This window comes from Vibrio salinus, assembly GCF_021272385.1.
Classification (GTDB): Bacteria; Pseudomonadota; Gammaproteobacteria; order Enterobacterales; family Vibrionaceae; genus Vibrio; species Vibrio salinus.
Genome location: NZ_JAJSDZ010000007.1, coordinates 184875 through 206367, shown reverse-complemented (window position 1 = coordinate 206367; position 21493 = coordinate 184875). Strand labels below are relative to the sequence as shown.

Below are 21493 nucleotides of genomic sequence, written 5' to 3'. Positions count from 1 at the left end.
TTACTTCAGTTTAATTTTATTATGACAACAGACACTATCGTTGCACAGGCAACGCCACCAGGCAGAGGTGGTGTAGGCATCATTCGCGTATCCGGCCCAAAAGCCTCCGATGTTGCTCTGGCCATTACAGGCAAGAGCCTTCGTCCACGTTATGCCGAATATCTTCCCTTTACATCGGAAGACGGAACGCAACTGGATCAGGGCATTGCCTTATTTTTCCCTAATCCTCATTCTTTTACGGGAGAAGACGTTCTGGAATTACAAGGGCATGGTGGTCCTGTTGTCATGGATATGTTGATTAAGCGGATTCTCTCGGTTCCGGGAATCCGGCCGGCCCAACCGGGCGAATTTTCCGAACGGGCTTTTCTGAATGACAAACTCGATCTAGCACAAGCCGAAGCCATTGCGGATTTAATTGATGCCAGTTCTGAACAGGCAGCCCGGTCAGCGTTGAAGTCCCTTCAGGGGAAATTTTCAGAAAAAATCAATACTTTGGTAGAATCGCTGATTCATCTGAGAATGTATGTGGAAGCCGCCATCGATTTTCCGGAAGAGGAAATTGATTTTCTTGCCGATGGAAAAGTCTCAGGGGATTTGCAATCCATCATTGATGAACTGAATCATGTCAGACAGGAAGCCAGTCAGGGCGCCATCATGCGTGAAGGAATGAAAGTAGTGATTGCCGGTCGTCCTAACGCTGGAAAGTCCAGTTTACTGAATTCACTGTCTGGCAAAGAATCCGCTATTGTCACTGAAATAGCAGGCACAACCAGAGACGTATTAAGAGAACACATCCATATCGATGGTATGCCGCTTCACATCATTGATACAGCAGGGCTTCGTGAAGCATCTGATGAAGTAGAACGGATAGGTATAGAAAGAGCCTGGGACGAAATAAAACAAGCTGATCGTGTACTATTCATGGTTGATGGAACCACAACAGAAGCGACAGATCCAAAAGAAATCTGGCCTGACTTTGTTGATCGCCTGCCAGACAATATGGGTATGACCATCATTCGTAATAAAGTTGATCAAACCGGTGAAACAACCGGGATCTGCCATGTCAGTACTCCGACTCTAATCAGTCTGTCTGCAAAAACCGGTCAAGGCATTGAGGCATTAAAAAACCACCTGAAAGATTGTATGGGCTTTCAGGGAAGTCAGGAAGGAAGCTTCATGGCCCGTCGCAGACATTTAGATGCTCTGGAAAAAGCCTCCGAACATCTGCACACAGGACAGGATCAACTCGAAAGTTACATGGCTGGTGAAATTCTGGCAGAAGAACTTCGCATTGCCCAACAATACCTTAATGAAATCACCGGTGAATTTAGCTCCGATGATTTATTGGGACGAATTTTTTCATCATTTTGTATTGGAAAATAAAACCAAACGGGCTGAAAGGCCCGTTTGCATTTGTTCTTCTATCAAAAAATTATTCAGCCGCCCTCTTCCAAATATTACCCCTGCATCTTATTCAGAAGAATCTGCCGGGCATGCGCAACACGTACCTGTCGTAAGGCTCCGGGCAACCAAATCAGATAATAGTGAATATCATGGGTACCAACGGGCGATGGAATCTCTACCAGCTCATGCCGGGCTATTTGATCTTTACAGAGAAATTCCGGCATCACTGACCAGCCGAAACCTTTACACAACAATTTTCTTTGCGCCCGCAAATCCTGGCTGACAACAGAAGGAGTTAAGTGATCCGCACTGATATGATTTTTTTTAAGCCAGCGTTCAATCAATGACAGTTCTAAATTATAGGCAAGCATCGGTTCAGAACGAATCGCTGCAGAAAAATCATCAGACTCCGAAATACGCTTTGCAACATCTGGTGAGGCAACCGGTAATATCCGGCTGGTAAAAATTTTCTCACTCTTAAGCCGGTTGTCCATCACCGGATGAGCTGATAATCCCAAATCACAGTGTCCTTCCAGCAACATACTGGTCACCAGAGCACCATCACCTGAGTTCATGCGTATTTTTATTCCGCTCTCAAGAAGAGGCAGCAATTGCTCACTCAATATTTCCGCCATAAAGTCGGCATGACCAACAACCTGCAATACCCCGGAAATATCCATGGAACGAGCCTTCGCCGAGGTTAAAGCCGCTTCCGCGGCATCCAGTTTATCTCCGATATCATTCGCCAGCTCATCGGCAGCGAGCGTGGGTTCCACTCCCGCAGAAGACCGCTCAAACAATGGCCGCCCAATGGCAACTTCCAGTCCGGCAATATGCTGAGAAACGGCAGGTTGCGTCAGGTTGAGTGAACGGGCAGCACTGCTGATAGAACGCTGTCGGTACACTTCAATAAACGTTCGCATTCTGGAGAGAGACATAACATTATCCCATAAATAAATTTATACCCTCGACAAAATAGCATTGTTACCTATGGTTTTCAATTACCTTTACTATGTATCCCATCGACGAGCAACGACCAGAAACGATTGAGACATTCTGGTTGACAGACCCTACAGAAAACGAAGGCACACAGAATGACAGCAACAATCGAAACAGAACTGCAGCAGCGTCTGCAGGACATGAAAAAACAACACCTGACTGCCGGACCTGCGGATTTAGCTCTGCGTCAGGATCGCCTGAATCGCTGCATCCGGTTAATCCGTGAAAACCATCGTAAACTCACCGATGCCATGAGTGAAGACTTCGGCCACAGAAGCCCTTATCAGGCTTTGGTCGCGGATATCCTGACCACAATCAATTTGTTGAAAGACGCCATTGAGCAGTTACCACAGTGGATGGCCTCTGAAAAGGTCAGCGCACCGGATCCGGAAATGCAAGCGACCATCATGTATCAGCCACTTGGCGTGATCGGTGTTATCAGCCCATGGAACTTTCCGATTAACCTGGCATTCGGACCACTCGCTGGTGTGTTTGCAGCCGGAAATACCGCGATGCTGAAACCTTCGGAACTGACCCCTCGCACCTCAGATTTGCTGGCGGAACTGGTTGGAAAATACTTTGGCCCCGACGAACTGACCGTTGTCCTCGGTGATGCCAGTGTCGGCCAGGCGTTCAGTGCCCTGCCCTTTGACCATCTGGTCTTTACCGGCAGTACTACCGTTGGAAAACATGTCATGCGTGCTGCGGCGGAAAATCTGGTTCCGGTCACCCTGGAACTTGGCGGAAAATCACCGGTAATGATTGCTGAAGATGCCGATCTGACCAAAGCGGCGGAACGGACGCTAACCGTGAAAACATTTAACTCAGGGCAAATCTGCCTTTCTCCGGATTATGTACTGATGCCTGAGACCCGGCTTGACGAATTTATCGACATCTCCCGGCGCTTTATCCAGACGGGTTTTCCGCAGATACAACAGAATACGGACTACACGGCCATTATCAGTCCGAGACATTTTGATCGCTTGGTCGGATTACTGGACGATGCTCAGAAAAAAGGAGCTCAAATTATCTACCTGGGTTCAGATAACGAGCCGGCATTTGATGCGGAAACGAGAAAAATAGCACCGCATCTGGTCATTGGTGTCACCGAAGACATGGCCATCATGCAGGAAGAAATATTCGGTCCGCTGTTACCAGTGAAAACGTACACCAATGAACAGGAAGCCATTGATTACATTAATACGCATCACAAACCGTTAGCAGCATACTACTTTGGCGAAAATACCGAAAAACAGCAGGCATTCACGCATGGAACCACCTCTGGTGGACTGGTCATCAACGATGTCATGACACATGTATCTGTAGACACCCTACCCTTTGGCGGCGTCGGTCATTCAGGAATGGGGGCTTATCACGGTATTCATGGTTTCCGCCAGTTTTCTCATGCCAGAGCGGTTGTTGTACAAAGTGATGCCGGTCTGTCAAATTTACGCCTTCGCGCGCCATATCAGGAAAAGCAAACTCAGGCAGAAGCGCTATTAACGCTTTAAAACCGATTATTTTTTATAAATACACGAATAAATACGAATAAAAAGAGAAGGTAAACGATATGAAAATTCTAATGGTAGTGACTTCACACGATCAATTAGGCGATACCGGAGAAAAGACCGGATTCTGGCTGGAAGAATTTGCCGCCCCTTATTATACCTTTCTTGACGCTGGCGCTGAGATAGTCGTCGCGTCACCCAAAGGGGGTCAGCCTCCACTGGATCCGAAAAGTGATTTACCGGATTTCCAGACACCGGCAACAGAACGCTTTAAACAGGACGAGCAGGCGCAGCAGGTACTTGCCAACACGGTTAACCTGTCCGGTATGCAATCCGACGATTTTGATGCCGTTTTCTATCCGGGTGGTCATGGTCCTTTATGGGATCTGGCAGAGTCAGAGAAATCGATTGAACTGATCCGGTCTTTTGAGCAGTCCGGCAAACCGGTCAGCTTTGTCTGTCACGCACCCGGTGTTTTGAAAAACGTCAAAAATTCTGCCGGTGAACCGTTCATTAAAGGTCGCAAAGTCACCGGCTTTACCAATACAGAAGAAGAAGCCGTTGAATTAACGGAAGTGGTTCCCTTCCTGATTGAAGACGAGTTCATCCGTCTTGGTGGCCTGTACGAAAAGGGAGCAGACTGGATGCCATACGTGGTTGAAGACGGTTTGCTCATTACCGGACAAAACCCAGCCAGTTCTGAAGCCGTCGCACAGACGCTTCTCAACAAACTGAACTAATTTCATTATTTCTGTCGTTGGCCAGTGTGCACCGTGAGTGCACACTGGCATCAAAAGGTTTAAGCACCCCAAATGAAACACGATATCTATGCGTATATCACTACCTCTGTTTTAGCCGTTGCCATTGGATTCAGCGCATTTCTGGTCATCAGTGATAACAAAATGCCATTTACCACTCAGGCCACAGTCAAAACGACCTCTGTGGATGTGGTACCGGAAGTCAGTGGATACATCAGCCAGATGATGGTTAAAGAAGGACAACCCGTCACTAAGGGAACACTTCTTTTTCAGATCGATCAACAAAACTATCAGATCGCCCTGCAAAAAGCGCAGGCAGCAGCCAGAAAAAGTAACAGTCAGTGGAAACAGGCCCGTCGTTATTCACAGCGAATTCAGTCTCTGAGCACTCATTCCTCCGTCAGTCAGGAAACGCTGGATGAAGCACAGGCTGAAGCCCGGATAGACAAAGCAACCATGCTTGCTGCACAAGCCGATCTTCGTCTTGCCCAACTGAACCTTAACAGGACAAATGTCTATGCACAGGATTCCGGCGTTGTGACCAATCTCACCTATCGTCCCGGAATGTACGTCACTCCGGCGAAATCCGTCATCCATCTGGTCAGCCATCAAAAAAAATGGATCGAGGCCGATTTTGCCGAAAAAGGGTTACAGGTGTTGTCACAACATCCAACCGTCAATATCGTTTTTGACGCCTATCCAAACCAGCTGTTTCACGGAAAAATCATTTCCGTCGATTCCGCCATTCAGTCTGGTGTAAACCCTCAGAATCAACTGGCTGACATTAAGAATGAAAGCCGGTGGATCCGTCCTCAGCAAAAAGTGCGGGTCAGGATTGAAAGTCATCTTCCCAAAAATATCATTGCCGGCAGCCGTGCCAGTGTGATGGTAAAAGATCATCATCGCATAGCGGATATCTGGATGACCCTGTTAAGCTGGATGAGATTTATCTACTGATGCGTGAATTGTTCAGAAAAACGCTGATTATCATTATTTGTCTGATGCTAAGCAAAATGCTTCATCTTAACGTCAGTGTTTACCTGGTTTTGTTTGGGGTTGTCGTGGCAAACACCCAATACTCCCGTCATACCTGGGTATTATTATTCTCGATGCTCCCTCCGGTATCCGCTGCCGTCGGAGCTGTCCTTATCAACCAGATTTTCGCTTCCCATCCCTTTATCATCTGGACAATTTGCGTCGTTTATTTTGATTACACCCGCCGTCAGTGCACAACCAACATCCAGATCAGAAGAGCAACCCTTCCCCTGTTCATGATCATTTTTATCAGTACCTACAGCAGCAGTATTGATCGGGTCGAAATGATCCCGTATATCATCCGCGATGTCATTTTCAGTGCCTTACTGGTTGCTCTGGTGGCAAGCATGGTCAATCATCTGATTCCGGTGCGGGCCACACCGCAACAGATAAAAGTCATTCGCTTACCCGTTACCGGTTCAGACCGGTTGAAAATGCTGTTACTGGTAGGGGGCGGACTGGCCTTTATTATGATTAATGAAGTGACAAGTGCTGTATTTTGCCTTGTTCCTCTGATTACCTCGGCAATGCAACCGACCCATGATTTCATGAAAAGCCACTCAAAAAGTAAGATGTTATCTCAAATCGGTGGATGTAGTCTGGCGGTGGTGATGTCCATTGTCTATTCGGGCACTGAAATCAACCTGTTTACCTACCTTATTGTCTCTTTTATTCTGGTGTATACCATTCTGTACTGGATAGCGCACTCTACCGTAGATAGCCGGGCTATTCATACTGACGCTCTGATGGGCTTTTTAATCCCTTATCAGTTGTATGTTGCAAAATACGGCAATGATTTCGGGTTAACGTCCATTGCTCTCAGAGCGACAGAACTGATGATTGCTTTACTGATTATTTATGCCTGTGCCTACTGGCTTGACCGGTTTTCATCCAATGAATAAACACGTTCAATACATTTACAACGGCATTACCCGGTTTCTGCCAAGTGTTTTCGCCTGATACAGCAACTCATCGGCCTTACCTATATTGACAGCCAGAGACAAAGATGCATCGTATTCGGTCACCCCAAAAGAAGCCGTCACGTTTGAGACTAACTGTCCGGACTTTCTGTCTTTGATTCTTAGCTTTTCAATGCTTCTCCTCAGAGTATCCGCCAGTTGACGGGTACTTCTCAGTTTTTTGTTAGGGACGATGATGGCGAACTCCTCACCTCCATATCGGTAAACCTGATAGCCGTTTTCAGAAGGTGAGACTCGCTTAGCCACGACTTTTAAAACACTGTCCCCAAACAAATGACCGTAGTTATCGTTTAACTGTTTAAAATGATCAATATCCAAAATAATCAGGCTAAAAGGCACCTCTGTCTGAATAAAAGTCAGGATATCCTGATCAAAAGCCCGGCGGTTACCCACTCCGGTTAATGCATCCGTTAATGCAGAATGCTGAAGAGAAGAAAGCTGTTCTTTCAGTTTATTGATTTCTTCTGATGCAGAGCTCAAGCTTGAGTTTAAAAAATGAGCAGAATGTCTTATTTCTTTTGATTCAGAAATCAGTTGCCGAACAAGGAACATGACTTCATCCAGTGACAATTTTTCCCGGTCTGCTTTTTCCAACTGAGAAAAGCTCTTATCCATCAATTGAGAAAAGCTTTGAGTATCATTCGATACATCCGTCATTGAACTGGAAAGTTCCTGAAGCATAACTTCAATATTTTTACGTAAGCTTTTCAAATCTGCTTCAGATTTAGAGGCAATATAACGCTGGTATAATTCATCATTGATCGTCGGTGGACAATGCCCCAAACTATCCAATGTATCATCAATCTCCTGATTTAAATCCGGATCAGAATTTTCCACGTAGGTATACCACAAGGCATAATTCTGTGGAGAAGGCGATACCCCGTTTTTTACCATTAACGGTATGGCTTTTTTAAAATTTAATTGTACTTTTTTCGATTCTTCTTCATTCATCATTGCGGCTTTCACTCAACGTCTCTTAATCATCAGTTTAACGGATAAAAACAAAAAGACGGATCTTTTCAGACAAGATAAAAGGCCCTCAATCCCTTAAACTTACACCAATATTTTCAAAATCCAGTGTAATCATATATTCTTTCTACATGAGATTAATTCTTATCATTAGCAAGGAATACTATGATTCATATTATAACAGGTAGTACTCTGGGTGGTGCCGAATACGTAGGCGATCACCTCAGTGAATTGCTTGAAAGTCAGGGCTATGAAACCAACATTCATAATCAGGCGGTTTTAAAAGATATCCCGGCAGACAGTATCTGGTTAATTGTAACATCAACCCACGGTGCCGGTGACTACCCCGAAAATATACAGTCTTTCATAAACGAACTAATGGCTACGCCACCAAAAACATCTGAATTGAAATTCGCTGTAATCGGCATTGGAGACTCAAGCTATGATACTTTTTGTCTTGCCGGATTAAACGCTCATCATCTATTAGAAGACATCGGAGCGACACCGTTATGTGACTGTCTGACCATTGACATTCAAAAGTATCCGGTACCGGAAGATGCGGCAGAAGAGTGGCTCGAAAAAAATATACACATTTTTGACTAAAGCGATATAGCAAGGTTATGGGGCAGTTATCTGCCCTCTTTTAATATCTTATCCACAAAATGCTCTAGGCTGTGAATAAAATGACCTTTATCCGGTTAATATCCTTTAGTTATCCAAATAATAACTTTGATCAAATTTCAATCTGTGGATAAACAAGCATTTTGATCCCAGCTAATCCCTCGCCAGATCAACGAAAGATCACAGAAACTGATCGTTATAAACCTCATGATCTTATTGATCATTTCTTTGTTATCCACATAGATCCTCGATCCTAATAATAAATCTAATAAAAGATCTATATAAAGATCTTATATATTTATATTACAAACCAAACCCGTTAAAAATCACAAAAGCGATTTTCTCGTTAAAAGAAAGAAGGTAGAATACGCCTCCTTTAATTATTTACATTCTTCAATGAATATCTGAGGTCGGTTCATGCTATATCACGAAACATTTGACGTCATCGTCGTTGGTGGCGGTCATGCAGGAACGGAAGCCGCTCTCGCCTCTGCGCGTTCAGGGCAGAAGACTCTGCTGCTTACCCATAATATTGATACACTCGGGCAAATGTCATGTAATCCGGCCATTGGTGGGATTGGTAAGGGCCACTTGGTAAGAGAAGTAGACGCTCTGGGTGGTTTAATGGCAGAAGCGATCGACCACGCAGGTATTCAGTTCCGGACACTTAATGGTTCAAAAGGACCGGCTGTACGAGCCACACGGGCTCAGGCAGACAGAGCCCTGTATAAATCTTATGTACGGAGCAAATTAGAAAACACACCGAACTTAATGCTTTTTCAGCAGCCCGCAGACGATCTTATTGTTGAAAATGATCGTGCCGTCGGTGTTATAACGAAAATGGGCCTTGAATTTCGCTCTAAAGCGGTCGTATTGACGGTTGGGACTTTTTTAGGGGGTAAGATCCATATTGGGATGGAAAACTACTCAGGAGGCCGTGCAGGCGATCCACCGTCCATTGCTCTTGCTGATCGTCTAAGAGAATTACCCTTCCGGGTGGATCGGTTAAAAACCGGTACACCACCGAGGATCGATGCAAACAGTGTGGATTTTTCTGCGCTTGCCGTTCAACACGGCGATGATCCGGCCCCTGTGTTTTCTTTTTTAGGATCCCGGGCTCAGCATCCTCGTCAGATCCCCTGTTACATCACACATACAAACGAAAAAACACACGATGTGATTAGACATAATCTGGATCGTAGTCCGATGTATGCCGGAGTTATTGAAGGCGTCGGTCCCCGTTATTGTCCATCAATAGAAGATAAAGTGATGCGCTATGCGGACAAAAACAGCCATCAGATTTTTATTGAACCGGAAGGTCTGAACACAACGGAATTATATCCGAATGGCATTTCAACCAGTTTACCATTTGATGTTCAGGTAAAAATTGTTCAGTCTATGAAAGGCTTTGAGCACGCGAATATTATCCGTCCAGGTTATGCTATTGAATACGACTTTTTTGATCCCCGGGATCTGAAACAAACGTACGAAACCAAATTTATTCATGGTTTGTTTTTTGCCGGACAAATAAATGGTACAACCGGTTATGAAGAAGCGGCAGCACAGGGGTTGATGGCCGGTATAAATGCCAGTTTGTACGCTCAGGATAAAGAAGGCTGGAGTCCGCGTCGGGATCAGGCTTATATGGGCGTACTTATTGATGATTTATCCACATTAGGAACAAAAGAGCCCTATAGAATGTTTACCTCCCGTGCTGAATATCGTTTGTTACTCAGAGAAGACAATGCGGATTTACGTTTAACCGAAAAAGGGCGTGAATTAGGATTAGTCGATGATATTCGCTGGAAACGTTTTAACCAAAAAATAGAGAATATTGAAAAAGAACGTCAGCGCCTTCGCAGTACCTGGATGAATCCAAATACAGATGGAGTTGATGAGCTGAACGCAATATTAAAAACGCCAATTTCCCGGGAAGCCAGTGGTGAGGATCTTTTGCGTCGTCCGGAAATGACCTACGATGTGCTAATGTCCGTGGGACAGTTTTCTCCGGCTATTGATGATCATCAGGCGGCGGAACAGGTTGAAATTCAGGTGAAATATGAAGGTTATATTCAAAGACAGCTGGATGAAATAGAGAAATCATTACGGCATGAAAATACCAAATTGCCACTGGATATTGATTACCATCATGTAAAAGGCTTGTCTAATGAAGTGGTTCTTAAGTTAAACAATGCAAAACCGGAGACCATTGGTATTGCTTCCCGGATTTCCGGAGTTACACCTGCTGCTATTTCCATTCTTTTGGTTTATCTGAAGAAAAATGGATTACTGAAAAAAGGAGAAGCCGCATAATGGGGACGTTAAGAACTCAGTTAGATCGGCTCATTGAACAAACCTCACTAAGTGTTTCAGATGAACAGCGGATTCAGTTAGTTGGATACGTCGAACTGCTTGATAAATGGAACAAAGCATATAATTTAACATCGGTTCGCAATCCGGAAGATATGCTTGTCAGGCATATCATGGACAGTATTGTTGTCTCTCCTTATCTTCATGGACAACGTTTTATCGATGTCGGAACCGGGCCTGGATTGCCTGGGATCCCTTTAGCCATAATGAATCCGGATAAAGAATTTCATTTACTGGATAGTTTGGGCAAACGCATCCGGTTTATAAAACAAACTCTGCATGAGCTTAAAATTCAAAATGTTACTGCTGTACAGCACCGTGTTGAAGAGTATCAACCAGAAGAAAAATTCGATGCAGTGATTAGCCGGGCGTTTGCTTCTATGATAGATATGGTAAATTGGTGCAGGCATCTCCCTAAAGAAGACTCGGGAGTGTTTCTGGCATTGAAGGGTCAGATGCCAACCGATGAAATAGATCAGCTTCCAGCTTGGTGTTCTGTGATGGATATCAAATATTTAACAGTTCCTGAGTTAAAAGGAGAGCGTCATCTTGTAATTTTATCTCGTAAGGGATAACCAGCGAGGCGTACTGTGGGTAGAATTGTAGCAATTGCCAACCAGAAAGGTGGTGTAGGCAAAACAACAACGTGTGTGAATTTAGCGGCGTCTATGGCTGCGACAAAACGCAATGTCTTGGTAATTGACTTAGACCCGCAAGGGAATGCCACTATGGCCAGCGGTATCGATAAATATCAGGTCGACTATACAGCTTATGATTTATTGGTTGAAGAACTGCCGTTTGATGATGTCGTTTGTAAAAAAACGGCTGGTCATTATCATCTGATTGCTGCTAACGGAGATGTTACAGCAGCTGAAATTAAACTGATGGAAGTGTTTGCCAGAGAAGTTCGTCTTAAAAACGCTATTGATACTGTTCGTGATAACTATGATTTCATCTTTATCGATTGTCCTCCCTCTTTAAACCTCCTTACAATCAATGCCATGGCCGCAGCAGATTCTGTTTTGGTTCCTATGCAATGTGAGTATTTCGCATTGGAAGGCTTGACGGCATTGATGGATACGATTAGTAAACTGGCAGCGGTAGTAAACAGCAATCTCAGGATAGAAGGTTTACTGCGCACCATGTTTGATCCTCGAAATCGTTTGTCGAATGAGGTTTCCGATCAATTAAAAAAACACTTTGGTGACAAAGTGTACCGAACGGTTATTCCTCGGAATGTTCGTCTGGCTGAAGCACCGAGTCATGGTAAACCTGCCATGTACTATGATAAGTATTCAGTGGGTGCTAAAGCGTATTTAGCGCTCGCAGGTGAGATGCTTCGTCGTGATGAAATACTAGCCTAACAATAAAATAGGAATTCTCTGAACATGTCTAAACGTGGCTTAGGAAAAGGGTTGGATGCTTTGTTGTCCACAAGTTCAATGGCGAGAGAAAAACAGCAATTGGCGACACATAGCCAAAGTTTATCTTCCGATGGAGAACTTGCCGATATTTCAATCAATCAGTTGAAGCCTGGCGTTTATCAGCCGAGGAAAGAAATGTCTCAAGAGGCATTAGAAGAACTTTCTGCTTCCATCCAATCTCAGGGCATTATTCAGCCCATCGTTATTAGGCCATTAGGTAGTGATTCTTACGAAATCATTGCTGGTGAAAGACGCTGGAGAGCCGCCAGACACGCCGGATTGACGAGTGTGCCTTGTGTTATCAAAAGTGTTGATGATAAAGCCGCTATTGCTATGTCTCTGATTGAAAATATTCAGAGAGAAGACTTAAATGCAATAGAAGAAGCGAGTGCTCTTTCCCGTATTCAAAGTGAGTTATCACTGACTCATCAGCAAGTTGCTGATGTTATTGGTAAATCACGGGCAACTGTTAGTAATTTACTCAGACTTAACCAGTTAGAAGGTAATGTTAAGGAACTTGTTGCCAATAAATTGCTTGATATGGGGCACGCAAGAGCGTTATTGATGTTAGAAGGTGAACAGCAAATTGCTGTTGCTGAGAAAGTGGCTAAAAAGCAGTTGACGGTGAGACAAACCGAACAGCTTGTAAAAAATACACTGTCTCCTAAAGACAAAGAACAGAAACCGGTTATGACCGAGCAGGCTGAACTGCTAACTGACAGGCTTGGTGCAATTTTGAAAACAAAAGTTTCTGTTCAGTTGTCCGCCAAAGGTAAGGGTAAGATAAGCATCAATGTTAGTGATGAGACTCAACTGGAAGAAATGCTTCAGATTTTGGCTCAGAAACTTGAATCTTAGCTTGCACTCAACGTGTATTTAGTAGATCATTTTCGAAATCTATGTTTTCTTATTCATTATTTTTATGAATATGTTAAAAATAAATTATAGGTTTGGCTTTGTTTATGAAATAAAGGCAAATATATAATCAGCAAGCATCTAATGGATGGCATCTTATGCAACATAAATGGTTTTTTCTGTCTTTTTTTTGGCAGCTAAGCTTTTTTATTGTGTTATCAGGTTCTGTCTATTACTTGTTTGGAGAGAAAAACGGGCTATCTGTTTTTCTTGGGGGACTTGCGTACATTGTGCCGACGTTGTTAGCAAATATTTATATGCATCGACCTTCGAGTGATATGCCTCATTCGACGGTTAGCAGAGCCTATTTGGGTAATATTTACAAATTAATGATAACTGCGGGCTTAATAGTGTTTGTTTTTAAAAACATGGACGTTAATGCCGGGGCATTTATTGTTTGTTATTGCTTGGCAAGTGTCGTAAATGTCGTAATGTCATTTTTTTCAATCAACCGTGAATAGATAGGATATTCTATGTCTGGTTCAGGTGAAACCACTCTAACCTCTCAAGAATACATCTCTCACCATTTGACATTCTTAAGTTCAGGAGACGGATTCTGGAGTTTTAATATTGACTCTATGTTTTTCTCTGTTCTACTGGGTGTCGTCATGCTGTGGATTTTTCACCGTGTTGCTAAAAATGCAACTACGGGTGTCCCTGGTAAACTACAGTGTTTCGTCGAAATGCTCGTCGAATTTGTAGATGGTACGGTGAAAGATGTATTTAGCGGAAAAAGTGCGTTAATTGCTCCATTGGCAATAACCATTTTCGGATGGGTGTTCCTGATGAACTTAATGGACTTGATCCCAATAGACTTCCTTCCACATGTCGCTGGCATGTTGGGACTTTCTCATCTTCGCGTTGTTCCTTCCGCTGATGTTAATATAACAATGTCAATGTCGTTGGGCGTATTTATATTGGTCTTATTCTATAGCTTTAAGATCAAGGGCCCACTAGGATTTGCGAAAGAGCTTACTTTACAACCATTTAATCATTGGGCATTCATTCCAATTAACTTTATATTGGAAATGGTGACATTGATTTCGAAGCCTGTATCTTTAGGTCTTCGTTTGTTTGGTAACATGTATGCTGGTGAATTAATATTTATCTTGATTGCTGGTTTGTTACCTTGGTGGTCACAGTGGATATTGTCTGTTCCTTGGGCTATTTTCCACATATTAATCATCACATTACAAGCATTTATCTTCATGGTTCTGACGATAGTTTATTTATCTCAGGCATCAGAAGATCACTAATTTTATAAATTTATTAAACATAAAACTTAATTAGTATATTTGGAGTCAATATGGAACACTTGAACATGGATCTGCTGTATCTTGCAGCGGCAATCATGATGGGCTTAGCGGCAATCGGTGCTGCAATTGGTATCGGTATGCTTGGCGGTAAATACCTGGAAGGTGCTGCCCGTCAACCAGATCTTATCCCACTAATTCGTACTCAGTTCTTCATCGTTATGGGTCTTGTGGACGCAATTCCTATGATCGCTGTGGGTCTTGGTCTGTACGTAATGTTTGCGGTTGCTGGATAGCATTAAATTGCACTGAATAACAGGTAATTTTTTTAATTTGCAAACATAGAAGGAGTCTGCGGTGAATATTAACGCAACTCTGTTAGGTCAAGCTATTGCCTTCGTAATCTTTGTCTGGTTCTGCATGAAATACGTGTGGCCACCATTGATTACAGCAATCGAAGAACGTCAGAAAAAAATTGCTGATGGTTTATCTGCTGCTGAAAGAGCAGATAAAGACCTTGATCTAGCTAAAGCTAACGCTGCTGAGCGTTTGAAAGAAGCAAAACGTACAGCTGGTGAAGTCGTTGAACAAGCGAACAAACGTAAGCTTCAGATTATTGAAGAAGCTCGTGAAGAAGCATTAGTTGAACGTGACAAACTTGTTTCTCAAGCTCAGGCAGAAATCGATTCTATGCGTGTTAAAGCGCGTGACGATTTACGTAAACAAGTAGCAGCTCTTGCTGTAGCTGGCGCTGAGAAAATTCTTGAACGTTCTATTGATAAGGACGCACACAAGGATATTCTCGATAACATTACTGCGAAACTTTGATTAGGGGGGCGCATGTCTGAGTTGACAACAATAGCACGCCCCTATGCTAAAGCAGCATTTGACTTTGCAGTAGAAAAAGGGCAACTCGATCAATGGGGAGAGATGTTAGCCTTTGGTGCTGAAGTAGCCAAAAACGAACAAATGCATGAGCTTTTAAACAGCTCTATGGCAGCAGAGCAACTTGCTGAAATTTTTGTTTCCGTTTGTGGTGAACAGTTTGATGAATTCGGTCAGAACTTGATTAAAGTGATGGCAGAAAATAGCCGATTACAGGCTTTACCTGATGTCTGTGAACAGTTCTTAGTTCTGAAAACAGAACATGAAAAAACCGTTGCTGTTGAAGTTGTTTCTGCAACGGAACTTTCAAAAGAACAGGAAGCAGCGATCAGCGACAAACTGGAACAGCGTTTATCTCGTAAAGTTCAGCTGAATTGCAGTATAGATGAGACCCTACTTGGTGGGGTTGTAATTCGAGCCGGAGACCTAGTCATCGATGACTCAGTTCGTGGTCGTTTGAACCGCCTGAGCGATGCATTGCAGTCTTGATGGGGATTGGAGCATGCAACTTAATTCCACGGAAATTAGCGAACTAATTAAACAGCGTATTGAATCTTTTAACGTTGTTAGTGAAGCTCGCAATGAAGGTACTATCGTATCGGTAAGCGACGGTATCATTCGCATTCACGGTCTATCTGACGTGATGCAAGGTGAAATGATTGAATTACCGGGTGGCCATTATGCCTTAGCACTTAACCTTGAACGTGATTCAGTAGGTGCGGTTGTAATGGGCCCATATGCTGACCTTAAGGAAGGCACAAAAGTAACAGGTACAGGTCGTATCCTTGAAGTACCGGTTGGTCCTGAAATGCTTGGTCGTGTTGTGAACACACTGGGTGAACCGATTGATGGTAAAGGTCCAATTGATGCAAAATTAACTTCTCCAGTAGAAGTAATTGCTCCAGGGGTAATTGATCGTCAGTCTGTTGATCAACCTGTTCAAACTGGTTATAAGTCAGTTGACTCAATGATCCCAATCGGTCGTGGTCAGCGTGAACTTATCATCGGCGACCGTCAGACTGGTAAAACAGCGATGGCGATCGATGCGATTATTAACCAGAAAGATTCTGGTATTTACTCTATTTACGTTGCAATTGGCCAAAAAGCCTCAACCATTGCTAACGTTGTACGTAAGCTTGAAGAACATGGTGCGCTTAAAAACACGATTGTTGTTGTTGCATCAGCTTCTGAATCTGCGGCATTGCAGTACCTTGCTCCTTATGCAGGTTGTGCAATGGGTGAATATTTCCGCGATCGCGGTGAAGACGCACTGATTATCTATGATGATTTGTCTAAACAAGCCGTCGCGTATCGTCAGATCTCTCTACTTCTGAAACGCCCACCGGGCCGTGAAGCATTCCCAGGTGACGTATTCTATCTGCACTCTCGTCTTCTTGAACGTGCAGCTCGTGTAAATGCGCACTATGTAGAACGTTTCACTAATGGGGAAGTGAAAGGTAAAACCGGTTCTTTGACTGCGTTGCCTATCATCGAAACCCAGGCTGGTGACGTGTCTGCCTTCGTACCAACAAACGTAATCTCGATTACGGATGGTCAGATTTTCCTACAAACTGAATTATTCAACGCCGGTGTTCGTCCTGCGGTTGACCCGGGTATTTCAGTATCTCGTGTAGGTGGTGCGGCGCAAACTAAGGTTATGAAAAAACTGTCAGGTGGTATTCGTACTGCTCTTGCTCAGTATCGTGAACTTGCGGCTTTCGCTCAGTTTGCTTCTGACCTTGATGATGCAACCAAAGCTCAGCTAGACCATGGTCAGAAAGTGACTGAATTAATGAAGCAGAAACAATATGCTCCTATGTCAGTGTTTGATCAGTCTCTAGTTATCTTTGCTGCGGAACGTGGCTTCTTGAAAGATATTGATATCAACAAATTGCTTGATTTCGAAGCTGCACTACTATCGTTTGCTCATAACCAACACACAGATCTTGTAGATGAAATCAACAAGACAGGTGCTTATAACGACGACATTGAAGCAAAATTGAAAAAGCTTGTCGAAGATTTTAAAGCAACCCAAACTTGGTAATGAAGTCGGTGGCTGTTTAGCCACCAGCTAATGGAGAGTGACGATGGCCGGCGCAAAAGAGATACGTAATAAAATCGCGAGTGTGAAAAGCACTCAGAAAATTACGAAAGCAATGCAAATGGTAGCCGCTTCAAAAATGCGTCGTAGTCAAGAGGCGATGGAAGCGACACGTCCATATGCAGAAACAATGCGTAAAGTGATCGGTCACGTAGCAAATGCAAATCTAGAGTATCGTCATCCTTACTTAGATGAGCGTGATGCTAAACGAGTTGGTTATATCATTATTTCAACAGACCGTGGTTTGTGTGGTGGTTTAAACATCAACATGTTTAAAAAAGCCATCCTTGATATGAAATCATGGAGCGATAAAGGCGCTGATGTTGAAGTTGCCGCTATTGGCTCAAAGGCTGCTGCCTTTTTCAAAAGCTATGGTGCGAAAATTTCAGCCCAGGTTTCAGGTTTAGGTGATAACCCTGAACTTGACAGCTTAATCGGTTCTGTAAGTGTAATGCTTAAGAAATATGATGAAGGCGAATTGGATCGTCTTTACGTTGTGTTTAACAAGTTTGTTAACACAATGGTTCAGGAACCAACGATCGATCAATTACTACCATTGCCAAAAGCAGATAGTGAAGAGATGAGCCAGCATAAGCATTCCTGGGATTATCTTTACGAACCAGAGCCTAAACCTTTACTTGATATGCTGTTAAAGCGTTATATCGAGTCTCAGGTTTATCAGGGTGTAGTAGAGAATCAGGCGTGTGAGCAGGCATCGCGAATGATAGCGATGAAAGCTGCGACCGATAATGCTGGTAGTTTGATTGATGATTTGGAACTTGTGTATAACAAAGAACGTCAGTTCGCGATTACACAAGAGCTGACAGAAATCGTCTCGGGTGCTGCTGCGGTTTAGCATTGGTAAAACGAAATAGTTTAGAGGATTAACGATGGCTACAGGTAAGATCGTACAGATCATTGGTGCGGTAGTCGACGTAGAGTTCCCTCAGAGCGAAGTTCCTAAAGTTTATGACGCTCTGAACGTAGTCGATGCAAAAGAACGTCTTGTTCTTGAAGTTCAACAACAGCTTGGTGGCGGTGTTGTTCGTTGTATCGTAATGGGTAGCTCTGATGGTTTACGTCGTGGAGTTGCAGTAGAAAATACAGGCGCTCCAATTTCAGTTCCAGTTGGTACTAAGACTCTTGGTCGTATCATGAACGTATTAGGTGATACGATTGATGAACGTGGTGATATCGGTACGGATGAAGTGTATTCAATCCACCGTGAAGCGCCAAGTTACGAAGATCAGTCAAATGCAACTGAACTGTTAGAAACGGGTGTTAAAGTAATCGATTTGATTTGTCCATTTGCAAAAGGTGGTAAAATCGGTTTGTTTGGTGGTGCTGGTGTTGGTAAGACCGTTAACATGATGGAACTTATCAACAACATCGCGATTCAACACTCTGGTTTGTCTGTATTTGCCGGTGTAGGTGAACGTACTCGTGAGGGTAACGATTTCTACTACGAAATGCAGGAAGCAGGTGTTGTTAACGTCGAAAAACCTGAAGAATCAAAAGTTGCGATGGTTTATGGACAGATGAATGAACCACCGGGTAACCGTCTTCGTGTTGCATTGACTGGTTTGACTATCGCTGAAAAATTCCGTGATGATGGTCGTGATGTACTTCTGTTCATCGATAACATCTACCGTTATACACTTGCGGGTACAGAGGTTTCGGCTCTTCTTGGTCGTATGCCATCTGCGGTAGGTTATCAGCCAACACTTGCTGAAGAAATGGGTGTTCTACAAGAACGTATTACATCTACTAAAACAGGTTCTATTACGTCAATCCAAGCTGTATATGTGCCTGCGGATGACTTGACTGACCCGTCTCCGGCAACGACGTTTGCTCACTTGGATGCAACAGTGGTACTTAGCCGTAATATCGCTGCAATGGGTCTGTACCCTGCGATTGACCCACTTGATTCTACATCTCGTCAGCTTGACCCGCTTGTTGTTGGTCAGGAACACTATGATGTTGCTCGTGGCGTTCAGTCTACTCTGCAACGTTATAAAGAGCTGAAAGATATCATCGCTATTCTGGGTATGGATGAGTTGTCTGAAGAAGATAAGCTTGTTGTTGCTCGTGCTCGTAAGGTTGAACGTTTCTTAACTCAGCCTTATCACGTAGCTGAAGTATTTACCGGTACTCCTGGTTGCTATGTACCTCTAAAAGAGACTCTGCGTAGCTTTAAAGGACTGTTAGCTGGTGAGTATGATGATATTCCTGAACAGGCGTTCATGTACTGTGGTGCAATTGAAGAAGTTCTGGAAAAAGCTAAGAAGCTATAAGGCTGACTAGGAGGCGATATGGCATCAATGCCCTTTCACCTGGATGTTGTGAGTGCAGAGAAGAAAATTTTCTCAGGCATGGTTGAAACATTTACGGTGACTGGTAGCGAAGGTGAACTTGGTATTTATCATGGACATACTCCGCTGCTGACCGCGATTAAGCCTGGTATGGTGCGTATTGTGAAACAGCACGGCCACGAAGAAATCATTTATGTTTCTGGTGGTATGGTTGAAATTCAGCCCGGTACATCAACCGTGTTAGCTGATACAGCCATTCGTGGTGAAGAACTAGACGCAGCTAAGGCAGAAGAAGCCAAACGTCATGCTGAAGAAAATATTAAACAGCAGCAGGGCGGTATGGATTATGCTAAGGCGGCCAGTGAACTAGCGAAAGCAATTGCTCAGCTTCGAGTTATTGAGCTAGTGAAAAAACGCCGTTAATTGTAGTTAACGGATAAACGTGTAAGTAAAAGGTGGCAGAAATGCCACCTTTTTTGATTTTTATGAAAAAAAAACGAGCATTATTTAACTATTTCTTATTTAAAAGATAGAATCAATAACAGTATTAAAGATAACAAAAAAGGTCATTGCATGAAATTCAGTGCTGTAATTCTTGCTGCGGGTAAGGGTACCCGTATGTATTCTCAGTTGCCAAAAGTCCTTCATAAATTAGCCGGCAGACCGATGGTGAAACATGTTATTGATACGTGCCATTCAGTCGGAGTGGAAAATATTCACCTTGTCTATGGACATGGTGGAGATTTAATGAAGAACACTTTGCATAATGAAAGTGTTAACTGGGTTCTGCAGAATGAGCAATTAGGTACCGGACATGCAGTTGATCAGGCTTCGTATCTTTTTCAGGATGATGAAAAAATAGTGGTTCTTTACGGAGATGTTCCACTGATTTCAGAACATACTATTCAAGGGTTACTGGAGTCTCATATTGATGGTGGTATTGCCCTGTTAACGGTAATTCAGGATAACCCGATGGGGTACGGTAGAATTGTTCGAAAGCATGGAAATGTGATTGCTATTGTCGAGCAGAAAGATGCAACAGAAGACCAGTTATCGATTAATGAAGTTAATACCGGTGTATTGGTTGCCTCTGGTAAAGATCTCAAACGTTGGTTGTCGAAGGTGGATAACGATAATGCTCAGGGAGAGTATTATCTGACGGATATTATTGCTATTGCTTATCAGGAAGGGGGAATAATATCGACAGTTCATCCTGAAAAAGCAATGGAAGTAGAAGGTGTTAACGACAGAATTCAGTTAGCTCGTTTAGAAAGACAATATCAACTATCGTTAGCAGAACAGCTGCTTGCGCAGGGGGTTATGCTGAGAGATCCGGGTAGGTTTGACCTCAGAGGACAGTTACAGTGTGGGACTGATGTTGAAATTGACGTTAATGTTATTATTGAAGGTAATGTTTCTTTAGGTAATAACGTGACAGTTGGTGCTGGTAGTGTTCTTATTGATTGTGAAATTGATGATGGAACTCTTATTCGTCCATACAGTGTTATTGAAGGTGCTACTGTCGGTGAAAAATGCACGGTTGGTCCGTTTACCCGTTTACGTCCCGGTGCGGAAATGAGCAATGATGCTCATGTCGGAAATTTTGTCGAAGTTAAGAACTCAAAAATAGGTGAAGGTTCAAAGGCCAATCATTTAACGTACGTTGGTGATGCAGAAATTGGTCAACGCGTTAACCTGGGGGCCGGAACCATTACCTGTAATTATGATGGTGCAAATAAGCATAAGACAATCATTGGTGATGATGTGTTTGTCGGTTCTGATACTCAGTTGGTTGCTCCTGTTGAAGTCGCCGATGGTGTGACAATTGGTGCTGGTTCTACCATTACCCGTAACATTGACACAAAAAACCAGTTAGTGATTACGAGAGCAAAAGAACGGAAAATCGATGGCTGGCAAAGGCCTAAAAAGAAAAAATAATGTGCATTGTTATTAAAAAAG

Annotated in this window: 22 protein-coding genes; 20 read left to right on the top strand and 2 right to left on the bottom strand. The window is 43.4% G+C overall.

The features are described 5' to 3' along the window. The first annotated feature begins 21 nt into the window (after positions 1 to 21). Positions 22 to 1383: a tRNA uridine-5-carboxymethylaminomethyl(34) synthesis GTPase MnmE gene (gene mnmE / locus LRQ06_RS06780; RefSeq protein ID WP_232765648.1), complete on the top strand. Its 1362-nt coding sequence runs from the start codon at positions 22 to 24 to the stop codon at positions 1381 to 1383. Positions 1384 to 1457: 74 nt separating this feature from the next. On the opposite strand, the gene LRQ06_RS06775 is transcribed toward mnmE, so the two are convergent. Continuing rightward, positions 1458 to 2342 (bottom strand): LysR family transcriptional regulator, encoded by an 885-nt coding sequence (locus LRQ06_RS06775; RefSeq protein ID WP_232765647.1) that lies wholly within the window; start codon positions 2340 to 2342, stop codon positions 1458 to 1460. 156 nt (positions 2343 to 2498) lie between these two features. Between LRQ06_RS06775 and LRQ06_RS06770 the strand changes: the two genes are divergently transcribed. From LRQ06_RS06770 to LRQ06_RS06755, 4 genes are all read left to right on the top strand, one after another. Continuing rightward, complete coding sequence (locus LRQ06_RS06770) at positions 2499 to 3914, top strand: coniferyl aldehyde dehydrogenase (RefSeq protein ID WP_232765646.1); 1416 nt, start codon at positions 2499 to 2501, stop codon at positions 3912 to 3914. A gap of 59 nt (positions 3915 to 3973) precedes the next feature. Next, a complete protein-coding gene (locus LRQ06_RS06765; RefSeq protein WP_232765645.1) occupies positions 3974 to 4651 on the top strand; it encodes a type 1 glutamine amidotransferase domain-containing protein in 678 nt (225 codons plus the stop codon). A 72-nt stretch (positions 4652 to 4723) separates the two neighbouring features. Beyond that, positions 4724 to 5626: an efflux RND transporter periplasmic adaptor subunit gene (locus tag LRQ06_RS06760; RefSeq protein ID WP_232765644.1), complete on the top strand. Its 903-nt coding sequence runs from the start codon at positions 4724 to 4726 to the stop codon at positions 5624 to 5626. After that, entirely contained in the window at positions 5626 to 6606 is a 981-nt protein-coding gene (locus tag LRQ06_RS06755; protein WP_232765643.1) for a DUF2955 domain-containing protein, read from the top strand. The genes LRQ06_RS06760 and LRQ06_RS06755 overlap by 1 nt, the downstream gene beginning before the upstream one ends. 15 nt (positions 6607 to 6621) lie before the next feature. Here LRQ06_RS06755 and LRQ06_RS06750 read toward each other — a convergent pair whose 3' ends face one another. Then, positions 6622 to 7635: a GGDEF domain-containing protein gene (locus tag LRQ06_RS06750; RefSeq protein WP_232765853.1), complete on the bottom strand. Its 1014-nt coding sequence runs from the start codon at positions 7633 to 7635 to the stop codon at positions 6622 to 6624. Positions 7636 to 7818: 183 nt separating this feature from the next. On the opposite strand from LRQ06_RS06750, the gene mioC reads away from it, so the two are divergent. The 15 genes from mioC (at position 7819) to glmU (ending at position 21472) form a co-directional block, all read left to right on the top strand. After that, on the top strand, positions 7819 to 8256 hold the full coding sequence (mioC, locus tag LRQ06_RS06745; protein WP_232765642.1) for an FMN-binding protein MioC: 438 nt from the start codon (positions 7819 to 7821) through the stop codon (positions 8254 to 8256). A gap of 435 nt (positions 8257 to 8691) precedes the next feature. Beyond that, positions 8692 to 10587 (top strand): tRNA uridine-5-carboxymethylaminomethyl(34) synthesis enzyme MnmG, encoded by a 1896-nt coding sequence (gene mnmG, locus LRQ06_RS06740; protein ID WP_232765641.1) that lies wholly within the window; start codon positions 8692 to 8694, stop codon positions 10585 to 10587. Beyond that, complete coding sequence (rsmG, locus tag LRQ06_RS06735) at positions 10587 to 11219, top strand: 16S rRNA (guanine(527)-N(7))-methyltransferase RsmG (protein WP_232765640.1); 633 nt, start codon at positions 10587 to 10589, stop codon at positions 11217 to 11219. Before mnmG ends, rsmG begins: the two co-directional genes overlap by 1 nt. Before the next feature lie 15 nt (positions 11220 to 11234). Then, positions 11235 to 12008 carry a ParA family protein gene (locus LRQ06_RS06730; protein ID WP_232765639.1) on the top strand — a complete coding sequence of 258 codons (774 nt, stop codon included), beginning with the start codon at positions 11235 to 11237 and terminating at the stop codon, positions 12006 to 12008. A gap of 24 nt (positions 12009 to 12032) precedes the next feature. Next, positions 12033 to 12926, top strand: a complete 894-nt coding sequence (locus LRQ06_RS06725; protein WP_232765638.1) for a ParB/RepB/Spo0J family partition protein — start codon at positions 12033 to 12035, stop codon at positions 12924 to 12926. Positions 12927 to 13081: 155 nt separating this feature from the next. Further along, entirely contained in the window at positions 13082 to 13444 is a 363-nt protein-coding gene (locus LRQ06_RS06720; RefSeq protein WP_232765637.1) for an ATP synthase subunit I, read from the top strand. A 12-nt stretch (positions 13445 to 13456) separates the two neighbouring features. Then, the gene (gene atpB / locus LRQ06_RS06715; RefSeq protein WP_232765636.1) at positions 13457 to 14239 is read left to right on the top strand and encodes a F0F1 ATP synthase subunit A; all 783 of its coding nucleotides are present in this window, start codon (positions 13457 to 13459) and stop codon (positions 14237 to 14239) included. Between the two features lie 50 nt (positions 14240 to 14289). Further along, the gene (gene atpE, locus LRQ06_RS06710; RefSeq protein ID WP_232765635.1) at positions 14290 to 14532 is read left to right on the top strand and encodes a F0F1 ATP synthase subunit C; all 243 of its coding nucleotides are present in this window, start codon (positions 14290 to 14292) and stop codon (positions 14530 to 14532) included. Between the two features lie 61 nt (positions 14533 to 14593). Further along, entirely contained in the window at positions 14594 to 15064 is a 471-nt protein-coding gene (atpF, locus tag LRQ06_RS06705; protein ID WP_232765634.1) for a F0F1 ATP synthase subunit B, read from the top strand. Positions 15065 to 15076: 12 nt separating this feature from the next. Further along, complete coding sequence (atpH, locus tag LRQ06_RS06700) at positions 15077 to 15610, top strand: F0F1 ATP synthase subunit delta (protein WP_232765633.1); 534 nt, start codon at positions 15077 to 15079, stop codon at positions 15608 to 15610. A 13-nt stretch (positions 15611 to 15623) separates the two neighbouring features. Beyond that, on the top strand, positions 15624 to 17165 hold the full coding sequence (gene atpA / locus LRQ06_RS06695) for a F0F1 ATP synthase subunit alpha (RefSeq protein ID WP_232765632.1): 1542 nt from the start codon (positions 15624 to 15626) through the stop codon (positions 17163 to 17165). A 43-nt stretch (positions 17166 to 17208) separates the two neighbouring features. Continuing rightward, entirely contained in the window at positions 17209 to 18078 is an 870-nt protein-coding gene (gene atpG / locus LRQ06_RS06690) for a F0F1 ATP synthase subunit gamma (RefSeq protein WP_232765631.1), read from the top strand. Positions 18079 to 18112: 34 nt separating this feature from the next. Then, on the top strand, positions 18113 to 19516 hold the full coding sequence (gene atpD / locus LRQ06_RS06685) for a F0F1 ATP synthase subunit beta (RefSeq protein WP_232765630.1): 1404 nt from the start codon (positions 18113 to 18115) through the stop codon (positions 19514 to 19516). An 18-nt stretch (positions 19517 to 19534) separates the two neighbouring features. Next, the gene (locus LRQ06_RS06680) at positions 19535 to 19957 is read left to right on the top strand and encodes a F0F1 ATP synthase subunit epsilon (protein ID WP_232765629.1); all 423 of its coding nucleotides are present in this window, start codon (positions 19535 to 19537) and stop codon (positions 19955 to 19957) included. 150 nt (positions 19958 to 20107) lie between these two features. Beyond that, a complete protein-coding gene (glmU, locus tag LRQ06_RS06675; RefSeq protein WP_232765628.1) occupies positions 20108 to 21472 on the top strand; it encodes a bifunctional UDP-N-acetylglucosamine diphosphorylase/glucosamine-1-phosphate N-acetyltransferase GlmU in 1365 nt (454 codons plus the stop codon). The last annotated feature ends 21 nt before the right edge of the window (positions 21473 to 21493 follow it).

Excerpts from the sequence above, each read along its gene's own strand:
- LRQ06_RS06725 (WP_232765638.1), top strand. The coding sequence starts at position 12,033 with ATGTCTAAACGTGGCTTAGGAAAAGGGTTGGATGCTTTGTTGTCCACA.
- LRQ06_RS06775 (WP_232765647.1), bottom strand. The coding sequence starts at position 2,342 with ATGTCTCTCTCCAGAATGCGAACGTTTATTGAAGTGTACCGACAGCGT.
- atpE (WP_232765635.1), top strand. The coding sequence starts at position 14,290 with ATGGAACACTTGAACATGGATCTGCTGTATCTTGCAGCGGCAATCATG.
- atpB (WP_232765636.1), top strand. The coding sequence starts at position 13,457 with ATGTCTGGTTCAGGTGAAACCACTCTAACCTCTCAAGAATACATCTCT.
- atpG (WP_232765631.1), top strand. The coding sequence starts at position 17,209 with ATGGCCGGCGCAAAAGAGATACGTAATAAAATCGCGAGTGTGAAAAGC.
- LRQ06_RS06755 (WP_232765643.1), top strand. The coding sequence starts at position 5,626 with ATGCGTGAATTGTTCAGAAAAACGCTGATTATCATTATTTGTCTGATG.
- LRQ06_RS06770 (WP_232765646.1), top strand. The coding sequence starts at position 2,499 with ATGACAGCAACAATCGAAACAGAACTGCAGCAGCGTCTGCAGGACATG.
- LRQ06_RS06760 (WP_232765644.1), top strand. The coding sequence starts at position 4,724 with ATGAAACACGATATCTATGCGTATATCACTACCTCTGTTTTAGCCGTT.
- LRQ06_RS06750 (WP_232765853.1), bottom strand. The coding sequence starts at position 7,635 with ATGAATGAAGAAGAATCGAAAAAAGTACAATTAAATTTTAAAAAAGCC.
- atpH (WP_232765633.1), top strand. The coding sequence starts at position 15,077 with ATGTCTGAGTTGACAACAATAGCACGCCCCTATGCTAAAGCAGCATTT.
- mioC (WP_232765642.1), top strand. The coding sequence starts at position 7,819 with ATGATTCATATTATAACAGGTAGTACTCTGGGTGGTGCCGAATACGTA.
- mnmG (WP_232765641.1), top strand. The coding sequence starts at position 8,692 with ATGCTATATCACGAAACATTTGACGTCATCGTCGTTGGTGGCGGTCAT.
- atpD (WP_232765630.1), top strand. The coding sequence starts at position 18,113 with ATGGCTACAGGTAAGATCGTACAGATCATTGGTGCGGTAGTCGACGTA.
- atpA (WP_232765632.1), top strand. The coding sequence starts at position 15,624 with ATGCAACTTAATTCCACGGAAATTAGCGAACTAATTAAACAGCGTATT.
- LRQ06_RS06765 (WP_232765645.1), top strand. The coding sequence starts at position 3,974 with ATGAAAATTCTAATGGTAGTGACTTCACACGATCAATTAGGCGATACC.
- glmU (WP_232765628.1), top strand. The coding sequence starts at position 20,108 with ATGAAATTCAGTGCTGTAATTCTTGCTGCGGGTAAGGGTACCCGTATG.
- rsmG (WP_232765640.1), top strand. The coding sequence starts at position 10,587 with ATGGGGACGTTAAGAACTCAGTTAGATCGGCTCATTGAACAAACCTCA.
- LRQ06_RS06680 (WP_232765629.1), top strand. The coding sequence starts at position 19,535 with ATGGCATCAATGCCCTTTCACCTGGATGTTGTGAGTGCAGAGAAGAAA.
- mnmE (WP_232765648.1), top strand. The coding sequence starts at position 22 with ATGACAACAGACACTATCGTTGCACAGGCAACGCCACCAGGCAGAGGT.
- LRQ06_RS06720 (WP_232765637.1), top strand. The coding sequence starts at position 13,082 with ATGCAACATAAATGGTTTTTTCTGTCTTTTTTTTGGCAGCTAAGCTTT.